Source organism: Lentzea sp. (assembly GCF_035525475.1).
Classification (GTDB): Bacteria; Actinomycetota; Actinomycetes; order Mycobacteriales; family Pseudonocardiaceae; genus Lentzea.
Window position 1 is genome coordinate 13605 of record NZ_DATLEC010000082.1, and the last position, 20129, is coordinate 33733.

18 protein-coding genes are annotated in these 20129 nt (G+C 69.3%); 6 read left to right on the top strand and 12 right to left on the bottom strand.

Features of this window, described 5'->3' with window-relative positions:
• Positions 1-12: 12 nt before the first annotated feature.
• From VM306_RS14640 to VM306_RS14650, 3 genes are all read right to left on the bottom strand, one after another.
• Entirely contained in the window at positions 13-480 is a 468-nt protein-coding gene (locus tag VM306_RS14640; protein WP_325515301.1) for a Rieske (2Fe-2S) protein, read from the bottom strand.
• A gap of 106 nt (positions 481-586) precedes the next feature.
• Complete coding sequence (locus tag VM306_RS14645; protein WP_325515303.1) at positions 587-874, bottom strand: Rieske (2Fe-2S) protein; 288 nt, start codon at positions 872-874, stop codon at positions 587-589.
• 123 nt (positions 875-997) lie between these two features.
• The gene (locus VM306_RS14650) at positions 998-1492 is read right to left on the bottom strand and encodes a hypothetical protein (RefSeq protein WP_325515305.1); all 495 of its coding nucleotides are present in this window, start codon (positions 1490-1492) and stop codon (positions 998-1000) included.
• A gap of 381 nt (positions 1493-1873) precedes the next feature.
• Here VM306_RS14650 and VM306_RS14655 point away from each other — a divergent pair, with 381 nt between their 5' ends.
• The 3 genes from VM306_RS14655 (at position 1874) to VM306_RS14665 (ending at position 5429) form a co-directional block, all read left to right on the top strand.
• Positions 1874-3307, top strand: coding sequence for a helix-turn-helix transcriptional regulator (locus VM306_RS14655; protein WP_325515307.1), 1434 nt, complete (start codon positions 1874-1876; stop codon positions 3305-3307).
• The gene (locus tag VM306_RS14660) at positions 3307-3783 is read left to right on the top strand and encodes a hypothetical protein (protein WP_325515309.1); all 477 of its coding nucleotides are present in this window, start codon (positions 3307-3309) and stop codon (positions 3781-3783) included. Before VM306_RS14655 ends, VM306_RS14660 begins: the two co-directional genes overlap by 1 nt.
• Before the next feature lie 788 nt (positions 3784-4571).
• The gene (locus VM306_RS14665; protein WP_325515311.1) at positions 4572-5429 is read left to right on the top strand and encodes a hypothetical protein; all 858 of its coding nucleotides are present in this window, start codon (positions 4572-4574) and stop codon (positions 5427-5429) included.
• A gap of 35 nt (positions 5430-5464) precedes the next feature.
• Here the strand turns inward: VM306_RS14665 and VM306_RS14670 are convergent, their stop codons facing one another.
• Positions 5465-5656 carry a S1 RNA-binding domain-containing protein gene (locus VM306_RS14670; RefSeq protein WP_325515313.1) on the bottom strand — a complete coding sequence of 64 codons (192 nt, stop codon included), beginning with the start codon at positions 5654-5656 and terminating at the stop codon, positions 5465-5467.
• A gap of 182 nt (positions 5657-5838) precedes the next feature.
• Here VM306_RS14670 and VM306_RS14675 point away from each other — a divergent pair, with 182 nt between their 5' ends.
• Entirely contained in the window at positions 5839-6801 is a 963-nt protein-coding gene (locus VM306_RS14675) for a YafY family protein (RefSeq protein ID WP_325515315.1), read from the top strand.
• On the top strand, positions 6798-7718 hold the full coding sequence (locus VM306_RS14680; RefSeq protein WP_325515317.1) for a sigma-70 family RNA polymerase sigma factor: 921 nt from the start codon (positions 6798-6800) through the stop codon (positions 7716-7718). The genes VM306_RS14675 and VM306_RS14680 overlap by 4 nt, the downstream gene beginning before the upstream one ends.
• On the opposite strand, the gene VM306_RS14685 is transcribed toward VM306_RS14680, so the two are convergent.
• The gene (locus VM306_RS14685; RefSeq protein WP_325515319.1) at positions 7678-9444 is read right to left on the bottom strand and encodes a LamG-like jellyroll fold domain-containing protein; all 1767 of its coding nucleotides are present in this window, start codon (positions 9442-9444) and stop codon (positions 7678-7680) included. The genes VM306_RS14680 and VM306_RS14685 overlap by 41 nt on opposite strands.
• A gap of 87 nt (positions 9445-9531) precedes the next feature.
• Between VM306_RS14685 and VM306_RS14690 the strand changes: the two genes are divergently transcribed.
• Positions 9532-10251, top strand: a complete 720-nt coding sequence (locus VM306_RS14690) for a sulfite exporter TauE/SafE family protein (RefSeq protein WP_325515323.1) — start codon at positions 9532-9534, stop codon at positions 10249-10251.
• A 21-nt stretch (positions 10252-10272) separates the two neighbouring features.
• Here VM306_RS14690 and VM306_RS14695 read toward each other — a convergent pair whose 3' ends face one another.
• The 7 genes from VM306_RS14695 to VM306_RS14725 form a co-directional block, all read right to left on the bottom strand.
• The gene (locus tag VM306_RS14695; protein ID WP_325515325.1) at positions 10273-11862 is read right to left on the bottom strand and encodes an alpha/beta hydrolase; all 1590 of its coding nucleotides are present in this window, start codon (positions 11860-11862) and stop codon (positions 10273-10275) included.
• A 112-nt stretch (positions 11863-11974) separates the two neighbouring features.
• The gene (locus VM306_RS14700; RefSeq protein WP_325515327.1) at positions 11975-13573 is read right to left on the bottom strand and encodes an alpha/beta hydrolase; all 1599 of its coding nucleotides are present in this window, start codon (positions 13571-13573) and stop codon (positions 11975-11977) included.
• Between the two features lie 62 nt (positions 13574-13635).
• Entirely contained in the window at positions 13636-14607 is a 972-nt protein-coding gene (gene egtD, locus VM306_RS14705) for an L-histidine N(alpha)-methyltransferase (RefSeq protein ID WP_325515329.1), read from the bottom strand.
• Entirely contained in the window at positions 14604-15329 is a 726-nt protein-coding gene (egtC, locus tag VM306_RS14710; RefSeq protein WP_325515332.1) for an ergothioneine biosynthesis protein EgtC, read from the bottom strand. The genes egtD and egtC overlap by 4 nt, the downstream gene beginning before the upstream one ends.
• A 3-nt stretch (positions 15330-15332) precedes the next feature.
• Positions 15333-16637, bottom strand: coding sequence for an ergothioneine biosynthesis protein EgtB (gene egtB / locus VM306_RS14715; protein ID WP_325515334.1), 1305 nt, complete (start codon positions 16635-16637; stop codon positions 15333-15335).
• A complete protein-coding gene (locus tag VM306_RS14720) occupies positions 16634-17803 on the bottom strand; it encodes a glutamate-cysteine ligase family protein (protein WP_325515337.1) in 1170 nt (389 codons plus the stop codon). The genes egtB and VM306_RS14720 overlap by 4 nt, the downstream gene beginning before the upstream one ends.
• A 162-nt stretch (positions 17804-17965) precedes the next feature.
• The gene (locus tag VM306_RS14725; protein ID WP_325515339.1) at positions 17966-20029 is read right to left on the bottom strand and encodes a PQQ-dependent sugar dehydrogenase; all 2064 of its coding nucleotides are present in this window, start codon (positions 20027-20029) and stop codon (positions 17966-17968) included.
• Positions 20030-20129 lie beyond the last annotated feature (100 nt).

Consider the following 20129-nt stretch of genomic DNA (forward strand, 5'->3'; position numbering starts at 1 on the left):
AAGCGGAAAGGGTCAGGTCAGGACCACCTGGTCGCCGTCGACCTTGACCGCGACGGCACGCAGGCCGGACGTCGCGGGGCCCTTCTTCACCGACCCGTCCGCCGGCGAGAACTGGCTCCCGTGCGAGGGGCAGGTGATGGTGCCGCCGGAGGGTTCCGCGACGATCGAGCCCTGGTGGGGGCACGTCGCGTCGAAGGCCTTCACCTCGGTGGCGGACACGCGCGCCACGACGATCTTCTTGCCGCCGGGCCCGTCGACGACGGCGCCGCCGCCCTCTGGCACGTCCGCCAGCGCGACGAGCGCGGTGCCGGTGGAGCCGGAGGACCCGGACGTCGGCGTGGAGCCGCCCTGGGCGGGAGGGGTGGAGCCAGTGCCCGCCGAGCCGGAGCTGCACGCCGTCACGAGTCCGCTGGGCACCGCGAGGGCGACCACGATTCCGCACAGCGCCGTCCGCCTGCCGACCGGGCTTTCGGTGTTCACGACCGTTCCTCCGTGGTGGTGGGTGTTCGGGGTCACACCACAGCATTACGCGATGAGGACGGCGAAAGTTCAGCCGGGCACGCGATGCACAGCAAACGCACAGCTGTCAGGCGAGGACCAGATCGTCACCCGAAAGGGAGATGGCGACCTCGCTCAGCCCGGAAGTCGCAGGTCCTTTGCGGACTGCGCCCGTCGAGGGGTCGAAAGTGCTGCCGTGCAACGGGCAGGTGATCACCCCACCGGCCGGCGGGTTCACGAACGAGCCCACGTGCGGGCACGAAGGGTTGAAGGCGCGGAATTCACCTGATCGAGGCTGAACGACCAGCAGCTGGGCGTTGCCGGGCATGTCCACCAGCACACCGCTGCCGACCGGCACCGAGGACGCCGGGGTCACGCGGTCTCCCGGACGAGCGGCCCCGACCCCGCCCGTCTTGCGGGGCGCAGGCTCGCCACAGGCGCTCACAGCAGCAGCGACGAGCCCGCACAACAACACTGAACGACGATCCACGAGCACCGATTATCGGCGCTGGTCCTCCGCTGCCGCCGTCCGGGCCAGCGCGAGCACGGCGGTGAACGGCGGGAACCAGTGCCGCGAGTGCGACGGCGGGTTCGCCCACCGCAACGAGCCGTACCTGGTCATCGTCGGCGGAAGGGCGATCCGGTGGGGCGAGCGCACGAACTGGACCTCCGGTGGCGCCTTGAGGTGCGTCGGCAGCAACGCCACCAGCTCGGCCAGGAAGATCCAGTGTTCGCGGGGGCCGGGGATCACGGTGACGGGCCCGGCGAGCATGCGCGACTTGAGGTCGGCCAGGACGCGCGACCCGATCCGCGCCGGCATGGCCAGCGCGGTGGTGGCGGGGCCGAGCGGCAGGAACACTCCCTGCTCGGTCACAGAGACCTGCCAGCCGAGCAACCGGTAGCCCGCGACGGCCTCCCCGATCACCCGTTCGTGTCCCCTGTTCTGTGGGAGACCGGCACTGCCCGTGCCGGTCTCCGCGGTCGTGAGGCTCATCGGCGGTGGTCCTCCCCGTTGGTGGGTCAGGCACTGGTCAGGCCACGGGGGTCGTCCCGCCCCTGACGATGTGCAGGGTGCGTCGCAGATCACGCCAACACCACTCGGCGGTTGCATGGGTCTCATGCAGCGGACGCATGAAGCTCATCCACCGCACGGGGGACCAGGCACTGCGACACGCGAATTCATTACGCCTTATGCATGAGATGGATGGACTGACGATCACGGCTCCGTACACTGGGAGAACGCTCAGTGACGGGGGCGAGGCCGATGGATACCGCGAGACCCAAATCCAGACGCGCTTGCCCGTGTGGGGCGTTCATCGCCGCCGACAACACCGATCGGCTCTGTCACCGTTGCCGCCGCAACGCTCGTTCCGGCGTGCACGGCCCTCCTGAGGTCCCGAACGACTTCTGGGACCACCCCGCGATCGTGGCCGCGTGCACAGACCGCGACATGGGTGCCCTGATCTCCGCGTACCGGCACCACCCCCAGCACCTGAGCCGAGTCACCCAAGACCGCATGGCGGCGTGGCTCGGCATCAGCCAGGCGCAGCTCTCGCGTTACGAGTCGGGCGAGAACCAGATCGACCGGCTCGACCGGCTGCGCCACTTCTCGCAAGTGCTAGGCGTGCCGGGCGAACGACTGTGGTTCGACCGAGTCGTCATCCCAGCTCAGGTGGGTGCCCAGGAAACGGGCCCGCCAGACGTGCTCGCCGCCCCCTGGGAGGCGACGAGCATTGCCCGTTCGGTCGAGGAGACGGCGAGGAGCGACTTGGCGATCAGCAGACGAGCGGCGCTCACAGGAGCCGCCGCGGTGACGGTGGGATCCGCACTGGTCGAGCCGCTGCAGCGGTGGTTACACCCCCTGCAGAACCTGTCGAAGTGGTCGTCGCACTCGGCGATCAGCGCAGAGGAGCTCGAGGCACTGCAACACGTGGCCGACGGCCTGCGGGGCTGGGGCGGCCGGGGCGGATACGGACTGGCGCGCAAGGCGGTGCTGGGCCAGCTGGACGAGCTGGCTGAGCGCCTCCAACGCGCCCCGGCGGGCCCGACGACGGAACGCGCGTTCTTCATAGGCGCCGAACTGTCCAAGGTCGCGGCGAGCATGTCGTTCGACGCGGGCCTGCACAACGCGGCCCAGCGCTACTACGTGCTGGCCATCCGAATGGCCAAGGCCGGCCACAACGACGGCTTCGCGGCCCTCTGCCTGGCCGCGATGGCGAGACAGATGTTCGACCTGGGCCGCCCGGAGGACGGCCTGGAACTGGTCCAGCTGGGCCAGTACGGCACCCGCAGAACCGGCACGCCAACGTTGAAGGCCCTCCTGCTGACCAGGGAAGCCTGGGCCTACGCCCACATGGGCAAGACCAGGGAGTTCCACCAGGCGGTGGGCATGGCCCAGGACAGCTTCGCCCAGCGCAAGGCCGACAACGAACCCCGCTACCTGCACAACTTCGACGAGGCGGAGCTGGAGGGCGTGATAGGCGCCCGCTGCCGGGACCTGGCCATGCACGACCCGGCCCAAGCCGTGTACGCCGAACAACACATCCGGCGAGCACTGCAACTGCGAGACCCGTCGAAACTGCGCAACCGCGCCTTCGACGTGATCGGACTGGCGCGCACCAAGATGGTGGCGGGAGACCCGGAGGCGGCGTGCGGCTTGATCAACGAGGTCCTGCCGACAGCGGCGAAACTCTCCTCGGGCCGAGTCCTGCGCAAACTGGAGGACTTCGCCAAGGAAGCGGCACGGCACCGCCACATCCCCGCCGTGCAGGACACCCGCGACGCGATCAGAGCGATCCGGACCGCCTGATGCGAGTGGGCGTCACCGGACACAGCAACCTGGTCCCCGACTGCATCCCGGCAGTCCGAGCAGCCCTGACGGAGGTCCTGGACCAACTGGGCCGCCCACTGGTGGGCGTCACATGCCTGGCCCCAGGCGCAGACCAGGTCTTCGCCAGAGCAGTACTGGCCCTGGGCGGCGAGGTGGAGGTGGTCCTCCCGGCCCTGGATTACCGAGAACGCCTGAAGCCACACCAACTCGCCGAGTACGACGAATTACGAGCAGCAGCAACAGTGGTCAGCGTCCTCCCGCACATGTCGAGCGGCCGCCTGGCCTACGTGGCAGCGAACGAACGCATGCTCGCCTCGGTAGAACTGCTGGTCGCGGTGTGGGACGGCGTCCCGGCACAAGGCAGGGGCGGCACGGCGGACGTGGTGGAGCAGGCAAGGGCAAGCGGCGTACCGATCGAAGTCGTCTGGCCTCCAGAGGCAAGACGGAAGTCATAACAGCAAAGCCGAAGGCGAGCCAGCTCTTCGCAAAGCCGCCTGGTGGGTGGTCCCGTCACGAGCAGTGCCGATGCGTTGTGCCCGTGACGGGACCACCCCACACCGAACGCGCCCGAACAACCCATCAGCAAGCCGCCCGACACAAACAGGCGTGCCATCAACCCACCAAGGCGCCGGCCGGTCCTTGATCAGTGGGCGGGGTCTGGGGCGGAGCCACAGCAGCAGTGAACCCAAGCCCACTACTCCGAGCGAGGGAAGTTCGTCGGCAACCGGACCAACTCGGCCCACCGGTCTAGCCCCCCACACCCTCGTTGATCACGATTTCCGGACATGGCAGCCGATCCGTTCGCACGCCTGGCCGACCGCCAGCAATCTCTGCGAACAGCCCTACGAGCCCTCCAAGCCGCAGGCCCAGGCAGCCCGGACTTCCCAGACCTCCTGTCAACCACCGACAAAGAAGTAGAAGCAGTACTACAAGCCAGAAGAGACGTGGAAGCAGCCAGACTGACCGCCCCGAACAGAGCGATAGCAGCAGCAACAACCACAGCAGCGCTGATAGTCGCGGTGGGCTGGTTCGACGGCTGGTCCCTCCTCTCCCTCCTCCTGGCAGTGGCCACGGCAGCAGCGGTCCTGGTAGACCCCACAGGCAGAAAACCCTGGGAACCAAGAGCAAGAACGACAGCGATAGCAGCGGCTCTGGCAGCCACCCTCCTGACTCCGGCAACACACGGCTGGGCGAGTTTGCTCACCGCGACAGGAATAGCCTGGTGGGCCTGGAGGACGCTCAGATGAACATCGACCCGCTCAAGGCCCTCGAAGACAAGCTCGACCGCCTCAACAAGGACTTCAAGTCCGTGACCGCCCGCATGGACGACGTGCAATCCGAAGCGGCGCAACAACAACTGAGCACCACGAACCAGCTGAGGGACGCCTCCAGGAAGCTGAGCAAGACCAACGACCGCGTCAGCGAGCTGGCGGAGAGCGTCCACCGCCTGGAACGCCTCCTGGTGGCCCTCAACCGCAAGGTGCGGGCGGGCAACACCGAGAAGGCCGACTTCGACAGCTGGCCGGAGATCACCGACCAGCAGATCGCCAGGATCGCCGCCGGCCAGGAGGCGTACGCCCGCAGGACCTCCACCCCTCAGGAAGCCAAGCTCACCCGCAAGGCCATCGCCGAGTACGACAGGAAGGCGCTCGAGGCCATCGAGGCCGCGGAAGCACTGACGCACCTCCCGCCGAACGCGGAAGCGTTGTGGCGCAAGAACTACAAGCAGTGGCACGCCATCACCACGCAGGTCCGCCCCGACCTGCCGGACGACGACACGCATGCCAGGGACACCGCTGCCAAGTCAGCGGGGAACACGGCCATCGCCGAGGTGAGAGCCGCCATCCGCACCCGTGTCGAGGACGCGGTGGCGAGGGATCTCCTGTTCCCGGCGTGGTTCGAGAACGTCCTCGGACCGGCCGCGCCACCCGGCAGGGCGGACGACTGGCTTTACACGGCAACGGATGTGGTGTTGTACCGGTTGCTGCACCGCGTCACCAGCCCAGCGGACGCGCTGGGTCCGGCGCCCCTGGAAGAGGGGCACCGCAAGACCCTGCACGACCGCTTGACCAGCGAATGCGCGGACTACCGCAAGTCGTAGGCCTCAGGCAGGGCGCCTCTGCCCGAGACCTCAGCTCACGCCAGCTCCAGGCTGAACCGCTGCTGTTCGGCGTCCACCGCGAGCACCTTCACCCGCACCGACGAACCGACCTCGGCCTGGCGGCCGTGCAGGAGCCCGTGTGCACCGGCGGGGTGCTCGACGAACGAACCGAAGGGAACGGTCGAGACGACCTTCCCCGAGAAAACATCACCAATGTTGGGAAGCATTGCGCATCACCTCCTCTCCCAGGCGCGTTGTCCCGATGAAGAACACGCGCGGGGCTGGAGGGGCCCTGATCAAATCAGGGCCGGGCAACCGTTCCGCTCACGGCACGAGGCCGACCCGGCAGTCATACCGCGAACTCTAACCATCACCGGCCGCCGTCCGCAATGGAATCTAGACTCGCCCCATGCTGGAGACGTCCGCACGGCTGCTGAAGCTGCTGTCCCTGTTGCAGGTGCGGCGCGACTGGACGGGCCCGGAGCTCGCGGACAGGCTCAGCGTCGACGTGCGCACGATCCGCCGCGACGTCGACAAGCTGCGCAGCCTCGGCTACCCCGTCACGTCGCTGCCCGGCGCGACCGGCGGCTACCAGCTCGGCGCCGGCGCGGAGCTGCCGCCGTTGCTGCTCGACGACGACGAGGCGGTGGCCGTCGCGGTCGGGCTCAGGACGGCGGCGAACGGCACGGTCGCGGGCATCGAGGAGACGTCGGTCCGCGCGCTCACCAAGCTCGAGCGGATCCTGCCGACCAGGCTGCGCAGGCGCGTCCAGGCCCTCCAGGCGCACACCACTCCCCTGAACGCGGCCGGTCCGACCGTCGACCCGGAGACGCTCACGATCATCGCCGCGGCGTGCCGCGACCACCAGCAGCTCCGGTTCACCTACGCCCCGACGCAGGGCGAACCCGCGAAGCGCCTGGTCGAACCCCAGGGGCTCGTGCACACCGGCAGGCGGTGGTACCTCGTCGCGTGGGACGTGTCCAAAGAGGACTGGCGAACGTTCCGCGTGGACCGCGTCACCACCGAGCCGGCGCTCGCCGCGCGTTTCACACCCCGCGAACCGCCGGCGGAGAGCCTGGGAGAGTTCGTGTCCAGGCAGGTCGCGTCGAGCGTCTACACCTACCGGGCGGTGTTGACGGTCCACGCCCCGTTGCAGACCGTCGCGGAGCGCACGTCGCCGATGTCGGTGTCGCTCGAACCGATCGACGACGACTCCTGCCTGATGCGCACCGGCGCAGAGGCACTCGACCGGATCGTGTTCTACCTGCTGTACCTGGACCTCGACTTCGAGGTGCACGAGCCGGAAGAGCTCAGGAACCACGTCGGAAAGCTGATCGGCCGGCTCCGGAAGTCGATTGGGGTGCGAGGATGACAGTGGACTTCGAGACCGCCGCGGACCCGTTCAGGCGGGAGCTGCTCGCGCACTGCTACCGGATGCTCGGTTCGCTGCACGACGCCGAGGACCTGGTGCAGGAGACGTATTTGCGCGCCTGGAAGTCGTACGGCAAGTTCGAGGGCCGTTCGTCCATGCGCACGTGGCTGTACCGGATCGCCACGAACGTCTGCCTCACCGCGCTCGACAGCCGCACCAGGCGGCCGCTGCCGTTCGGCCTCGGCACCCAGAGCGCGACGGAGAGGGACCCGCTGACCGAGGACCACGAGGTCCCGTGGCTGGAGCCGTTCCCGACCGACCCGGCGGTCATCGTCACCGAACGCGAGTCGACGCGGCTGGCGTTCGTCGCGGCACTGCAGCACCTGCCGCCGAGGCAGCGCGCGGTGCTGATCCTGCGCGACGTCCTCAAGCTCAGCGCCGCCGAGACCGCCGACGAGCTGGAGATGACGGTCGCGGCGGTCAACAGCGCCCTGCAACGGGCTCACGCGCAGGTCGGCGGCCTCACCGAGGAGCAGGTGGTCGAACCGGCGGACGCCAAGGCGCTGCTCGACCGGTGGGTGAAGGCGTTCGAGGCCAAGGACATCCCGGCGATCATCGGCATGTTCGCCGAGGACGTCGTCTGGGAGATGCCGCCGTTCCCGCAGTGGTACCACGGGCCGGAGATGGTCGCGTGGCACCTCGCGAACCAGTGCCCGGCCGTCCCCCACGGCGCGCGCATGATCGCCGTCGAAGCCAACGGCCAGCCCGCCTACGGCCTGTACCTGCGCGACGACGACGGCGCGTTCCGGCCGTTCAACCTCCAGGTGCTGGAGATCGCGAACGACCGGATCATCCGCGTCTCGTCGTTCTTCGACCTCAGTCTGTTCCCGCGCTTCGGGCTGCCTTCGACCGCATGAACTCGGAACGGTCCAACGCGCGGTTCACGATCCGCAGGTCGCCGACCCAGCCGTGCAACGACTTCTCGACGACCTTGTCGTACGCGTAGGCACCGACGAGCCACGGGTCACCGGCCGTCGAGATGCCGCGCGCGGGCGTGGAGGGGTTGCGCAGCAACGGGGATCCGTCGACGTACATCGTGGTGTGCACACCGTCGTTGACCACCGCGATGTGCCACCACGTCTCGTAGTCCATCTCGTGGCCCCAGTTCGTGGAGATGCCCGGCAGGTTGCGCGGGAACACCGCCCACTGCAGCTGCCCGCCTCCCGCGACGTTCAGCGTGGCGATCGGCTCGCCCGGGTCGTCCCCGGTCTTGCCGGCCGCCGAACCGGGCGCGAGCTTGGTCAGCAGGCCGCACCACGGGTGGTCGAAGTCCTTCGGCAGCTTGAGGAACACCTCGATCGTGTACCCGCGCTCGAACGTCTCGCGGTTCAGCGGCGCCGCGTCCACGGTGGACAGGTAGCCGTCCTTGCCGAAGTACAGCGACCGGTGCGACGGCGCGAACCGGTGGTGGTCGTCCGCGGCGGTGAGTGTTCCGGTCTGCCGGAGGTGGTTGCCGTTGCCCGACAGGTCCTCCAGCCCCTCACCGAGCCGCCAGTACGCGACCGTGCCGCGCACCAGCACGTCGCTCACCGGCCGCGGTCCCGGCAGCACCGGCGGGTCGAACCGCGCGAACCGCTGCTCGAAGCCGATCGGCACGCTGAACCGGTCGGCGGGGCCGGTCAGCTCGATCTCCTTGCGCTCCAACGGGTTGAGGGCCTTCTTGCCGAGCAGCCACGGCGACAGCGTCCGCACGTCGACGACACCGCGGTCCAGGTCGAAGTGGTAGAGGCGGATCATCGCGCCGCCGCCGTAGTAGCGGTCCTGGTAGTTCGTGATGTGCACGTGCACGTCGTTGCCGGCGGCGTTGCGCATCGTCGCACGGGCCGGCGGCCAGAAGTGCCCGTTCAACGTCAAGAAGATCTGGTCGTTGTCCCTGATCAGCTCGTCCCACAGCTTGCGGCCGTAGTCGGACATCTCCGCGACACCGTCGCCGCCGTCGCGGACGAGCTCGTGCGTGGTGAGGATGACCGGCAGCTTCGGATGCTTCTTCAGCACCGAACGCGCCCACTCGAACCCCTGGGGCGACATGCGCCAGTCCAGCGCCAGGACCAGCCAGTCCTTCCCCGCCGCCCGGAACACGTGGAACGAGTTGTAGCCGTCCGCGCTCGCACCGCGGAACGTCGGGGAGCTCCGGAAGCGCTGCGGCCCGAACCTGTCGAGGTACGGCGTCCGCCCGCGCTGGTCGTCGAGGCGCGAGTCCGGCACGTCGTGGTTGCCCGCGAGCACGCTGTACCCGATCCGGCGCCGGTCGAGCACCTCGAAACGCGCGCTGATGTCGTCGATCTCGCTCTTCAGGGCGTTCTCGACGAGGTCGCCGAGATGGCTGACGAAGACGATGTTCTCGGAACGCCGGTGGTCGACGAGGTACTGCAAGGTGGCCTTCAACGGCGCCGAGTCGCCGCGGTCGAGGTCGAACATGTACTGCGTGTCCGGGATCACCGCGAGCGTGAACCGACGTGCCTCGGGGTCCGGTCCACCGCCTCCGACAACGTTGTCCGCGGCTGCGGAACCGGGTGTGACCAGGGCGGCAGCGGCGGCGGTCGCACCGGTGCCGAGCAGGAAGGAGCGGCGGGAGGCGGTCATGGCGCGGAGCGTAGGCAGGCTCGGCGAACGCCGGGAGAACGGCGGGCGAAGCCTCGGGCCCCGACAGAATCTGTAGCCTTGCTAACCATGTCGTGGGGGTTGCTGGCGGTCGCGGGATTCGTCGTCGCGTGCGGAGGGTTGCTGCAGGGCCTGATCGGCTTCGGCCTGGCCCTCGTCGCCGTGCCCCTGCTCGCGCTGCTGGACCCGGCGCTCGTCCCGGTGCCCGTGCTGGTGATCGCCAGCGCCCACGCGATGATGTCGCTGGCCAGGGAGTTCGGTCACGTCGACTGGCGGGGCGTCGGCTGGGCGATGCTCGGGCGGCTGCCGGGCACGCTCATCGGCATCTGGATCGTCCACTCGCTCGACCCGAAGAGCTTCGGCGTCGTCGTCGGCGCAGTGGTCCTCGTCTGCGTGGTGCTCTCGCTGGTCTCGTGGCGGCCGCGGCCCACCCCGCCCTCGCTGGTCACGGCCGGGGTCGCGAGCGGGTCGTTCGGCACGGCCACGTCGATCGGCGGGCCGATGATCGCGCTGGTCTACCAGAACGAGGCAGGGCCTCAGGTCAGGGCGACGCTGGCGGCCTTCTTCACGCTCGGGTCGATCACCTCGATCATCGGCCTCGGCGCCACCGGCACCGTGACGGCGCACCAGCTGTGGAGCGGGGTGCTGCTGATCCCGTTCCTGATCGCCGGGTTCCTGCTCTCCACGCCGCTGCGCAAGCGGTTCGACGCCAAGGGGATCCGCACACCGATGCTGGTCGTAGCGGGCGCGAGCGCCGTGGTGCTGATCGTGCGGAGCGCACTCCTGTAGAAGAAGTGCGCTCCACGACCGTTAGGCGAACGGCTGCACGTTCGGCTGGAACACGGCACCGTCGGCGGGCGCGACGAGGTCGACCAGGTACCGCGCCACGGCGGCGTCGGTCGCGGCCGAGCGGCCCAGGATGCAGTGGCCGAACGAGTCGACGCTGATCAGGCGCGCGTTGCCGAGCTGCTTGGCCATGCGCTGCGCGAACAGGTGCCGCGTCGCCGGGTCGTAGTAGTTGCCCACGACCACGACGGGGTTCGGCGTCTTGCGGTTCCACGGGCCGATCCAGCGGTCCGGGTTGCGCGTCGGCCACGTCGGGCACGCCAGCAGGTCCGAGGTGGCCTGGTAGCGGCCGAACGTCGGCGACTCCTTCTCCCACTTCGCCGCGGTGCTCGCCCAGTTGCGGTTCGCGCGCGCGAACGGCTTGTCGGTGCAGTTCACCGCGTAGTACGAGTCGTCAGCGGTGTACGGGGTGTCCGGCAGCGGGTCGACGTCCATGCGGCCACCGCCGTTGTTCAGCGGCGCCGGAAGGTCCACAACGGACTGCGCGGCGAACGTGGCGGGTGCGGGGTTCAGCGCGTTGTGGATCGACTGCAGCCACGCCACCAGGGCGGCGAACCGCGGCACCGAGTACAGGTCTCCCGCCACCCGGCCGATCACGTCGGCCAGCGCGACCTGAGCACCACCCGGCACCGTGACGGGCCCGCGTGCCAGGGCCGTCTTCATGTCCTCGAACTTCTTCCGCGCGTCACCGGCGAACGCGCACTTCTCGACGCCGGCGCTGTCACAGCGACGAAGCATCGCGTCCAAAGCGATCTCGAAGCCCTGCGCGCGCTGCCGGTCGTACTCGGGACCGTTGGTCAGGCGGAGCTGCGGGTCGACGTTGCCGTCGATCACGATCGCCCGCGACTTGGACGGGAAGATGTTCACGTACGTCGAGCCGATCAGCGTGCCGTACGAGAAGCCGACGAAGTTGAGCTGCTCGTCGCCCACCGACTCGCGCATGACGTCGAGGTCGCGTGCGACGGCCTCGGTCGACATGAAGTTCAGCAGCGGACCGGCGTTGATCTTGCAGTAGTCGGTGTAGGCCTTGGCGGAGCGGATCGTGGTGCCGATCTCCTCCTGGGTGATCGGCAGCGCGGACCAGCCCGCGTTGACCGCGTCCGACTCCTCCTGCGTGCGGAAGCAGCGCAACGGCGCGCTGCGGGCCACGCCGCGCGGGTCGAAGCCGATGACGTCGAACCGGTCCAGCACCGAGGGCGGGAAGTAGTTCTTCGCGACGGCGCCGCGGATCAGGCCGGAGCCGCCGGGGCCACCGGGGTTGAGGAAGATCGAGCCGATCTTGCGGGACGGGTCGTTCGCCGGCCGCTTCATCATCGCGATGCCGGTCTTCTCGCCGCGCGGGCGCGAGTGGTCGACGGGCACCTCCTGGACGGCACAGGTCAGGCGCGCCCGCTCCTCGGGCGTCACCGCGGCGGGAAGCGCGGCGAGAACGTCTGCCGCGCACTGCCCCCAGGCAGCGGGTCTGGCCGTGGAGGCCTCGGCCTGGGCGGACGCGCCGCCCAGGCCGGAAACAACGGTGCCGAGCGCGAGAACACCCGCGAGCAAGACACGCACAGGTGCAGAGGATGACGTCACGCGTGCACCTCACCACCCTGCGTGGGTCGTTTGTACCCGTCGTTCGGAGGGTTCCGGGGGCGGCCACAGAACCGCCCCCGGCTCCTGCGGACTAGAACGGCTGCGTGTTCGGCTGGTAGACCGTGCCGTTGACGGGTGCGGTCAGGTCGACGAGGTACCTCGTCACCGCCGCGTCGGCGCCGGCCGAGTCGCCGAGGATGCAGTGACCGAACGCGTCCACGCTGATGAGCCGCGCGTTGCCGAGCTGCTTGGCCATGCGCTGCGCGAACAGGTACTGCGTCGCCGGGTCGTAGTAGTTGCCCACCACGACGACCGGGTTCTTGGTGTGGCGGTTCCACGGGCCGATCCAGCGGTCCGGGTTGCGGGTCGGCCACGTCGGGCAGGTGAGCAGGTCGGACGCGGCCTGGTAGCGGCCGAACGTCGGCGACTCCTTCTCCCACTTCGCCGCCGTGCTCGCCCAGTTGCGGTTCGTGCGCGCGAACGGCTTGTCGGTGCAGTTCACGGCGTAGTACGAGTCGTCGGCCGTGTACGGGGTGTCCGGCAGCGCACGCACGTCGGCGCGTCCACCGAGGTTGTTCAGCATCGGAACGTCCACAACGGACTGAACGCCGAGCGACGCGGCTGACGGGTTCTGTGCGAGGTGGATGGACTGCAGCCACGCCGTCAGCGCCTTGAACGTCGACGGGCTGTACAGGTTGCTCGACGTGCGGCCGACGACGTCGGTCAGCGTCACCTGGGCGCCACCGGGCAACGTGGTCGGGCCCTTGCGCAGGTTCTCGCGGATGGCGTCGAACTTCTTGCGTGCGCCACCGGCGAACGCACACTTCTCGACACCCACGCTGTCACAGCGACGAAGCATCGCGTCGAGGGCGATCTCGAAGCCACGGGCGCGCTCGCGGTCGTACTGCGCGCCGTTGGTCAGGCGCAGCTGCGGGTCGACGTTGCCGTCCAGCACCAGAGCACGCGACTTGGACGGGAAGATGTTCGCGTAGGTCGCGCCGAGCAGCGTGCCGTACGAGAAACCGACGTAGGTCAGCTGACGGTCCCCGACGGCCTCGCGCATCACGTCGAGGTCGCGCGCGACGGCCTCGGTCGACATGTGGTTGAGCAGCGGTCCGGCGTTGATGCCGCAGTAGTCGGTGTAGACCTTGGACTGGCGGATCGAGCTCGCGATCTCGTCCTTCGTGATCGGCAGCGCGAACCAGCCCTCGTTGACCGACTCGGCCTCCTCCTGCGTGCGGAAGCAGCGCAACGGGGCGCTGCGGCCGACACCGCGCGGGTCGAAGCCGATGAGGTCGAACTTCTCGAGGATCTCCGGGGTGAAGAAGCTTCCGCCGTAGGCGCTGTAGATCAGGCCGGCGCCACCGGGACCACCGGGGTTGATGAACAGCGAGCCGATCTTCTTGGCCGGGTCGCTCGCGGGGCGCTTCATCATGATCACGCCGGTCTTGTCCCCGCGCGGCCGCGAGTGGTCGACGGGCACGGTCTGAACGGCGCAGCTCACGCGGGTGCGCTCGGCGGCGGGGATCTCGGCGAGCACGTCCTCCGCGCACGGTGCCCAGGCGGCGGGTCTGACGGCGGTGGTGGCTTCGGGCTGGGCGGAGGCGGTGCCCGGCCCGGAGACGATCGTGCCGACCGCGAGAGCGCTTACCAGCGCCACGCGGACGGCACGCGCAGTTGCAGGTGTCATCGGAGCAGCCCACCACTGACGGTGGGCTGCCAGTACCCGCCTATCGGAGGGTGTTCGCCCGATTACACCGCTTGGGCCAACGAAACGGCGAACCGTCCCTCGCTGTCGGTCCACCAGCGGTGCAACGAGAACCCGCCCTCCTCCAGCTCCCGCTTCACGCCTTCCTCGCGGAACTTGGCCGACACCTCGGTGCGCAGCTCCTCGCCCTCGCCGAAGTCGACGGTCAGCCCGAGCTCCGCGAGCGTCACCCGCACGGTCCTCGTCGCCCGCAGGCGCATCTCGATCCACTCCCGCTCGGCGTTCCACAACGCCACGTGCTCGAACGCCTCGACGTCGAAGTCGCCACCGACCTCGCGGTTGAGCACGTTCAGCACGTTGCGGTTGAACTCCGCCGTCACGCCCTGCGCGTCGTCGTACGCGCGCACCAGTGTCTCCGGATCCTTCACGAGGTCGGTGCCGAGCAGCAGCCACTCCCCCGGCTCCAGGACGTCGCGGACGGTGCGCAGGAACTTCTCCCGCTCCTCCGGGATGAGGTTGCCGATCGTGCCGCCCAGGAACGCCACCAGGCGCGGTGACTCCCCCGGCAGCAACGACAGGTGCTGCGTGAAGTCACCGACCACGCCGTGCACCCGCAGGCCGGGGTAGTCCGCCATGATCGCGTGCGCGGCCTCGGTCAGCGCCGACACCGAGACGTCCTGCGGCACGAACTCCTGCAACGTGCCGTGCTCGCGCAACGCGCTCAGCAGCAGCCGAGTCTTCTCCGACGATCCCGAACCCAGCTCCACCAGCGAGTGCGCGCCGGTCGTCGAGGCGATCTCGGCCGCGCGGTCGGCGAGGACCTCGCGTTCGGCGCGGGTCGGGTAGTACTCGGGCAGCCGGGTGATGTCCTCGAACAACGCGCTGCCCACCGCGTCGTAGAACCACTTCGGCGAGACCCACTTCGGGTCCGCGGTCAGTCCGGCACGCACGTCGGCACGAAGCGCGTGTGCGGCGTCCTCGGGTGTGAGATGAACGTCCAGCACCGGCTCGGTCATATCGGTCGAACCTCCACAGTGGATGGAACGGCGGTGACCACGTGCCGGTCGGGGATCTCCCGCCAGTCCGGGTCGTCGTCGAGCGGTTCGGACGCGATGGTCACGCCCTCCCCCTTCTGCAGCACCCACAGGGCGTGTGTCCACGTCGTCCCCACGAGTGCTTTTCCGTTGGTCAGCAGGAGGTTCAGGCGAGACTTCGGAGCCGCGTCCGCCACCTCCCGCACGAGATCGGCGAGCACCCGGCCCGGTTCGGCCCCGGTCTCCAGGCGACGCCGCAGGACCGCCCACAGCAACGCGGAGTCGGTGGGCGCGTCCATCGTCAGCAGGTCCGTCACGTCGAGCGTCTTGGCCAGGCCCGCCGCGGTGTGCGGCCAGCCGTCGATCCGCCCGTTGTGGCTGAAGAGCCAGGTGCCGTCGGTGAACGGCGCGCAGGCCGCGTCCACCACCGGCATCCCGACCGTCGCTGATCTGACCGCCGCCAGGAACGCCGTCGACTCGGTGGACGCCAGCTGACGCAGGGTCGCGTCGCTCCACAACGTCCCCGCGCGCCGGTACCGCACCGGGCCGGGGAACCAGCCGACGCCGTAGCCGTCGACGTTGACCGTTCCCCCCGCCCGCATGTCCCTCGGCGCGTACGACTGGTGCTCCAGCGAGTGCGGTGCGTCGTACAGCGGCCCTGCCAAAGGCATGGCGGGGCCCAGGTACGCCAGATGGCGGCACACCGCTCAGGCGTCCCTGGCGCAGCGGAAGCCGGCGAAGATCTGCCTCCTGATCGGGTAGTCCCAGTTGCGGAACGTCGACCGGACAGCGGACTTGTCGGTGCCGAACGAACCTCCGCGCAGCACCTTGTAGTCCGGCCCGAAGAAGACCTCCGAGTACTCCTCGTAAGGGAAGACCTCGAAGCCCGGGTAGGGCCCGAAGTCGCTGGAGGTCCACTCCCAGACGTCGCCGATCAGCTGGTGCACCCCGGCGGGCGACGCCCCCTCCGGGTAGGCGCCGACCGGGGCCGGGCGCAGGTGGCGCTGGCCGAGGTTCGCGTGCTGCCCGGCCGGTTCCTCGTCGCCCCACGGGTAGCGGCGGGTCTTGCCGGTCGCCGTGTCGAACCGGGCCGCCTTCTCCCACTCGGCCTCGGTGGGCAGGCGCTTCTTCGCCCACCTCGCGTACGCCTGGGCCTCGTGGAAGCACACGTGCACAACGGGTTCGTCCGCCACGATCGGCTCGGTCACGCCGAACGCCGTGCGCACGAACGAGTTCTCCTCGCGCTGCCAGAACCTCGGCGCCACGAGCTTCGCCGCCGTCCGGTGCTCCCAGCCCTCGTCCGTCCACAGACGACGGTCGTCGTACCCGCCGGCCAGGATGAACTGGGCGTACTCGCCGTTCGTGACCGGCGTGGTGTCGATGTGGAACGAGTCGACGTGGACGGCGTGCGCGGGGCGCTCGTTGTCCAACGCCCACGGTTCGTCCGAGGTGCCCATCTCGAACGGCCCGCCCGGGATGAACACCTCCGTCGCCGGAACCAGGCTTCCCCGCGGCGGCGCCGGTGCGTGCAGGACGGGTTCGCCGGTGCGCAGCTGGTGCGTGGCGAGCATCGTCTCGTCGTGCTGCTGCTCGTGCTGCACGATCATGCCGAACGCGAAGCCGTTCTCGACGAGCCGGCGGCCCTGCAACGGCACCTTCTCCAGCACGTCGAAGACCTTGCCCCGCACGTCGCTGACGTACTGGCGGGCTTCGCGGGGGTTGAGCAGCGGCAGCTCCGGCCGCACGCTCCTCGCGAACTTGAACGCGTCGTAGTACTCGTCGATGTCGCTGCGGACCGGTTCGCGGCCGCCGACGTCGCGCACGAGCCACAGCTCTTCCTGGTTGCCGATGTGCGCCAGGTCCCAGACCAGTGGCGACATCAGCTTCGAGTGCTGCCGGACGAGGTCGTGCTCGTCGACGGCGTCTGTCAGGGCGGTGGAACGCGCGCGCGAGCGCAACAGTTCCTCCGCCACCTGCTCGCGGAGGTCGTCTCCGTCTTTCTGGCGAGTCACAGCTTCCCCTCAAGCTCCCGGCTGATGGTGCCGATCTGGTCTTCGGAGAGACCGGTGCGGTGCAACGCCTCGATGCCGAGGGCGACGACGTCCTTCGCCGCCCTGGCGATGCGTTCGTCCGCCATCCCGTACCGCGCGGCGACGAGCCACCGCCCGGCGGCCCGTTCCGTCGCCGCCAGCACACCGTCCACGACGGACGGATCGCTGAACAGCGCGACGAGCAGCGCACTCGGCGCGACCCACCCGCCCGGGGCGGGCGTGTCCAGGTACCTGATCTCGATGTACCCGCGCGGTCGCACCGGCGGGAACATCAGGCTCAGGTGGTAGTCGAGGTCGTCGCTGGTGGGGCTGCGGTCGAGCGCCCCGTCGACCCAGTCGGCGAACGTCAGCCTGCGCGGCGGGATCCAGCTCGGACCGGGACCGCGGACGGCGATGACCGGGGTGTCGACGACCCTTCTCGCGTAGGCGGCGGCAGGATCGGCGCACACGGCACTCGGTCTGGTGCGCACGGGATCCGTGCCGTAAAGGGTCCGCATGCGCGCCGACGCCCAGCCGGCGTGCATGCCGCCGGTGCTCGGCGAGTTCGCGAACAACGCGTTGAGCACCGGCCCCAGCTGGTGCACGGCGGCCCAGCGGTCCCGCAGGTGCTTCTCCTCGCCGAAGTCGAGGCAGACCTGCAGCCCGGCGGTGTTGCACATCATCGAGATGCCGTCGGCGCCCAGTTCGCCGAACGCGTGCTCCATCGCGGCGTACCGCGGCACCCGCAGCATGCGCGTGGGACTCCGGTGCTGGTCAGCACCCTTGTCGCCGAGCGCGAGGCCGTGGTCCGCGAGCATCGCGGTGAGGTGGGAGACGTCCTGGGCGACCGTCTGGAAGAGGTCGGGGAGGCTGGTGCAGGGAGGAGTGGAGATCTCGACCTGCCCGCCTGGTTCGACGGTCAGCGGGGTGCCGCTGGGAAGCGGCCTCTGGGGGCTGTCCGGAACGAGAGTCGGTGGTGCGTGGTCGCCGAGCGCGGCGGCGAGCCGATGTCGATCGAGGACCTGGGCGGGGTCTTCCGCGTGGTGGACTGTCCATTCCAGCTCCACGCCGAAGAGCCTCGGAGGCCCGTGCTTGAAACAGACTGAGGCGACGTACGCCTCGGCTTCCGTGCGGTCGGCGAACCTCACCGGCGCACGATTGTCATGCAACGCTGTCACGCCGCCACACTCCCCGTGATCGTCTGGCCAACTCGACGCTACACGCGGGATCTGACGCTCGCAGCTCTCAAATCCTTACGAAACCGGTGGTGTGCCTGCACACACACGTACGCGCAGGCACACCACTTCACGTCAGCTGGCGACGTTTGCGCGGTTTCCGCCCTCGTACACGATGTCGATGCGCAGGACGCGGTCGTTGCCGGCCGACCCGTCCTTGTCGGTCGTGGTCGTGAGCCAGATGTCGCCCTCCCGGTCCACCTCGACCGTGCGCAGGCGGTTGTAGGTGCCCTGGAAGTAGATCTGCTGGTCGACGAGCTCGCCGTTCGCGTCGATGCGCATCCGGTAGATCCGCTGGCCGACGGTCGTCGCGACGAACACGTGGTCGTTGATGATCGTCAGACCGGACGGCGACGCCTGCGAGGTCGGCCACGTCTTCTTCGGCGTGACGGTCCCGGCGCAGGTGCCGATGGTGCCCTCGCACGGCTCCCAGCCGTGGTTGCCGCCCTTGGTGATCAGGTTGACCTCGTCCTGCCGCGAGTTGCCGAACTCCGACGCCCACAGCCGCCCCCGCGAGTCGAAGTCGAGGCCCTGGACGTTGCGGTGCCCGTAGCTCCAGATCGCCCTGCCGGGGAACGGGTTGTCGGCGGGAACGGAGCCGTCGGGGTTGACGCGCAGGATCTTGCCGGCGTTGGTGTTGAGGTTCTGCGCGTTGTTGCCGTTCTGCGCGTCACCGGTCGAGATGAACAGGTACCGGCCGTCCGGGCTGAACCGCAGGCGTCCGCCGTTGTGGTAGCGGTTCTTCGGCACACCGTCGAGCAACGTGGTCCAGCCGGTCAGCCGCGACCCGTCGAACTGCGCCCTGACCAGCCGGTTCCCGCCGCTGTAGGTGTGGTAGAGGTAGACGAACCGGTCCGTGGCGAAGTTCGGCGAGACCTCGATGCCGAGCGCGCCGCCCTCACCGTTGGTGCCCATCGCGCCCGGCACCTCGCCGATGACGGTTCTGGTGCCGCCCTCGGTGATGCGCAGGACGGTGAACGTCTCGCGCTCGGTCACCAACGCCGACCCGTCGGGCAGGAACGCGAGCCCCCACGCCACGTCGACACCGGCCGCGATCTGCGTGACCGAGCCGGGGTTCGGCACACCCGCGCCACCGCCCGCGCCGGGCCTCACGCTGATCTCGTTCGAGAACGGCGACAGGTTGCCCGCCGCGTCCTTCGCCCTGACCTTCGCCTGGTAGGTCTGTCCGCTGGTCAGTCCGGCGACCGCGGCGGACGTGGCCGAGCCGTCCGCGGTCTGCTTCAGCGCGCCGTCGAAGTGGATCTCGTACCCGGTCACCGCGACGTTGTCGGTGGAACCGGTCCAGGCGAGCGACACGCTGGTGGTAGTGGCCGCCGTCGCCCGGAGGTCGCCCGGCGCGGTGGGCGCCTGACCGTCCGGCGGCGCGGGCTTCGTGCGACCCGGCACGTTGTTCGAGGCCTGCGAGACGTTGCCCGCGCGGTCCTTCGCGAACACGGTCCAGTCGTACTCGGTGTCAGCCCGCAGCCCGGTCGCGGTTCCCTCCAGCACGGTGCCGACGCTCGTGACGAGCTGGCCGTGCTGGTAGATGTCGTAGCCGGTGACGCCGACGTTGTCCGCCGCCGCCTCCCACCTGAGCGTCACGGAGTTGTGCGTAGAACTTGCAAACTGCACATTGCGCGGCGGAGTCGGAGGCTCGTCGTCCGGCGGCCCGGTGAGGGTGACGGTGAGTTTGTCGGCGTTGGGCCCACCGTTCGCGGTGGTCGCCGCAGCCCGGATCCGGTTGGCGCCGGCGTGCAGGGTCGTTTTCAGGGTCCGCGTCTGCCACGTCGTCCACGCGCCCGTGCCGGGGAACCGCACCGTCTGCGCGTCGGCGCCGTCCACGGTCACCGACAGGGGCCGGTCGGCCGTCGTCCCGTTGGCGTACCGGAACGCGAGCTCGTGCTCCCCACCGGAGTCGGCGTTGACCGTGTACTCGACGTACGAGCCCACGACGTTGTCGTAGTTGACGAACCCGGTGCCGGAGAACCCCGCGTGGTTCGACTCGACGACGCCTTGGGAGATCGCCGCCTGTTCCGCTTCGCGATCTGCTGCCGCCGCTTGTGCTGGTGCCGACATCGCTGCGGTCATCGCGCAGACGACAGCCATCGCGCGCAACGCCCTGACTCTGCTCGGTGCCACTGTTGTGCCTCCCACAGGACGGGTTCCGAGGACTCGCAGCGGCGGCGGATTATTGGTTTAGAAACTTTCTTAACTGTCGCTCAGATCACACCACCGCACC

What these genes read in the sequence shown, in the direction of transcription:
- VM306_RS14690 (WP_325515323.1), top strand. Translation starts at nt 9,532, where the DNA reads ATGTCGTGGGGGTTGCTGGCGGTCGCGGGATTCGTCGTCGCGTGCGGA.
- VM306_RS14665 (WP_325515311.1), top strand. Translation starts at nt 4,572, where the DNA reads ATGAACATCGACCCGCTCAAGGCCCTCGAAGACAAGCTCGACCGCCTC.
- VM306_RS14660 (WP_325515309.1), top strand. Translation starts at nt 3,307, where the DNA reads ATGCGAGTGGGCGTCACCGGACACAGCAACCTGGTCCCCGACTGCATC.
- VM306_RS14700 (WP_325515327.1), bottom strand. Translation starts at nt 13,573, where the DNA reads ATGACACCTGCAACTGCGCGTGCCGTCCGCGTGGCGCTGGTAAGCGCT.
- egtD (WP_325515329.1), bottom strand. Translation starts at nt 14,607, where the DNA reads ATGACCGAGCCGGTGCTGGACGTTCATCTCACACCCGAGGACGCCGCA.
- VM306_RS14685 (WP_325515319.1), bottom strand. Translation starts at nt 9,444, where the DNA reads ATGACCGCCTCCCGCCGCTCCTTCCTGCTCGGCACCGGTGCGACCGCC.
- VM306_RS14680 (WP_325515317.1), top strand. Translation starts at nt 6,798, where the DNA reads ATGACAGTGGACTTCGAGACCGCCGCGGACCCGTTCAGGCGGGAGCTG.
- VM306_RS14675 (WP_325515315.1), top strand. Translation starts at nt 5,839, where the DNA reads ATGCTGGAGACGTCCGCACGGCTGCTGAAGCTGCTGTCCCTGTTGCAG.
- VM306_RS14650 (WP_325515305.1), bottom strand. Translation starts at nt 1,492, where the DNA reads ATGAGCCTCACGACCGCGGAGACCGGCACGGGCAGTGCCGGTCTCCCA.
- VM306_RS14670 (WP_325515313.1), bottom strand. Translation starts at nt 5,656, where the DNA reads ATGCTTCCCAACATTGGTGATGTTTTCTCGGGGAAGGTCGTCTCGACC.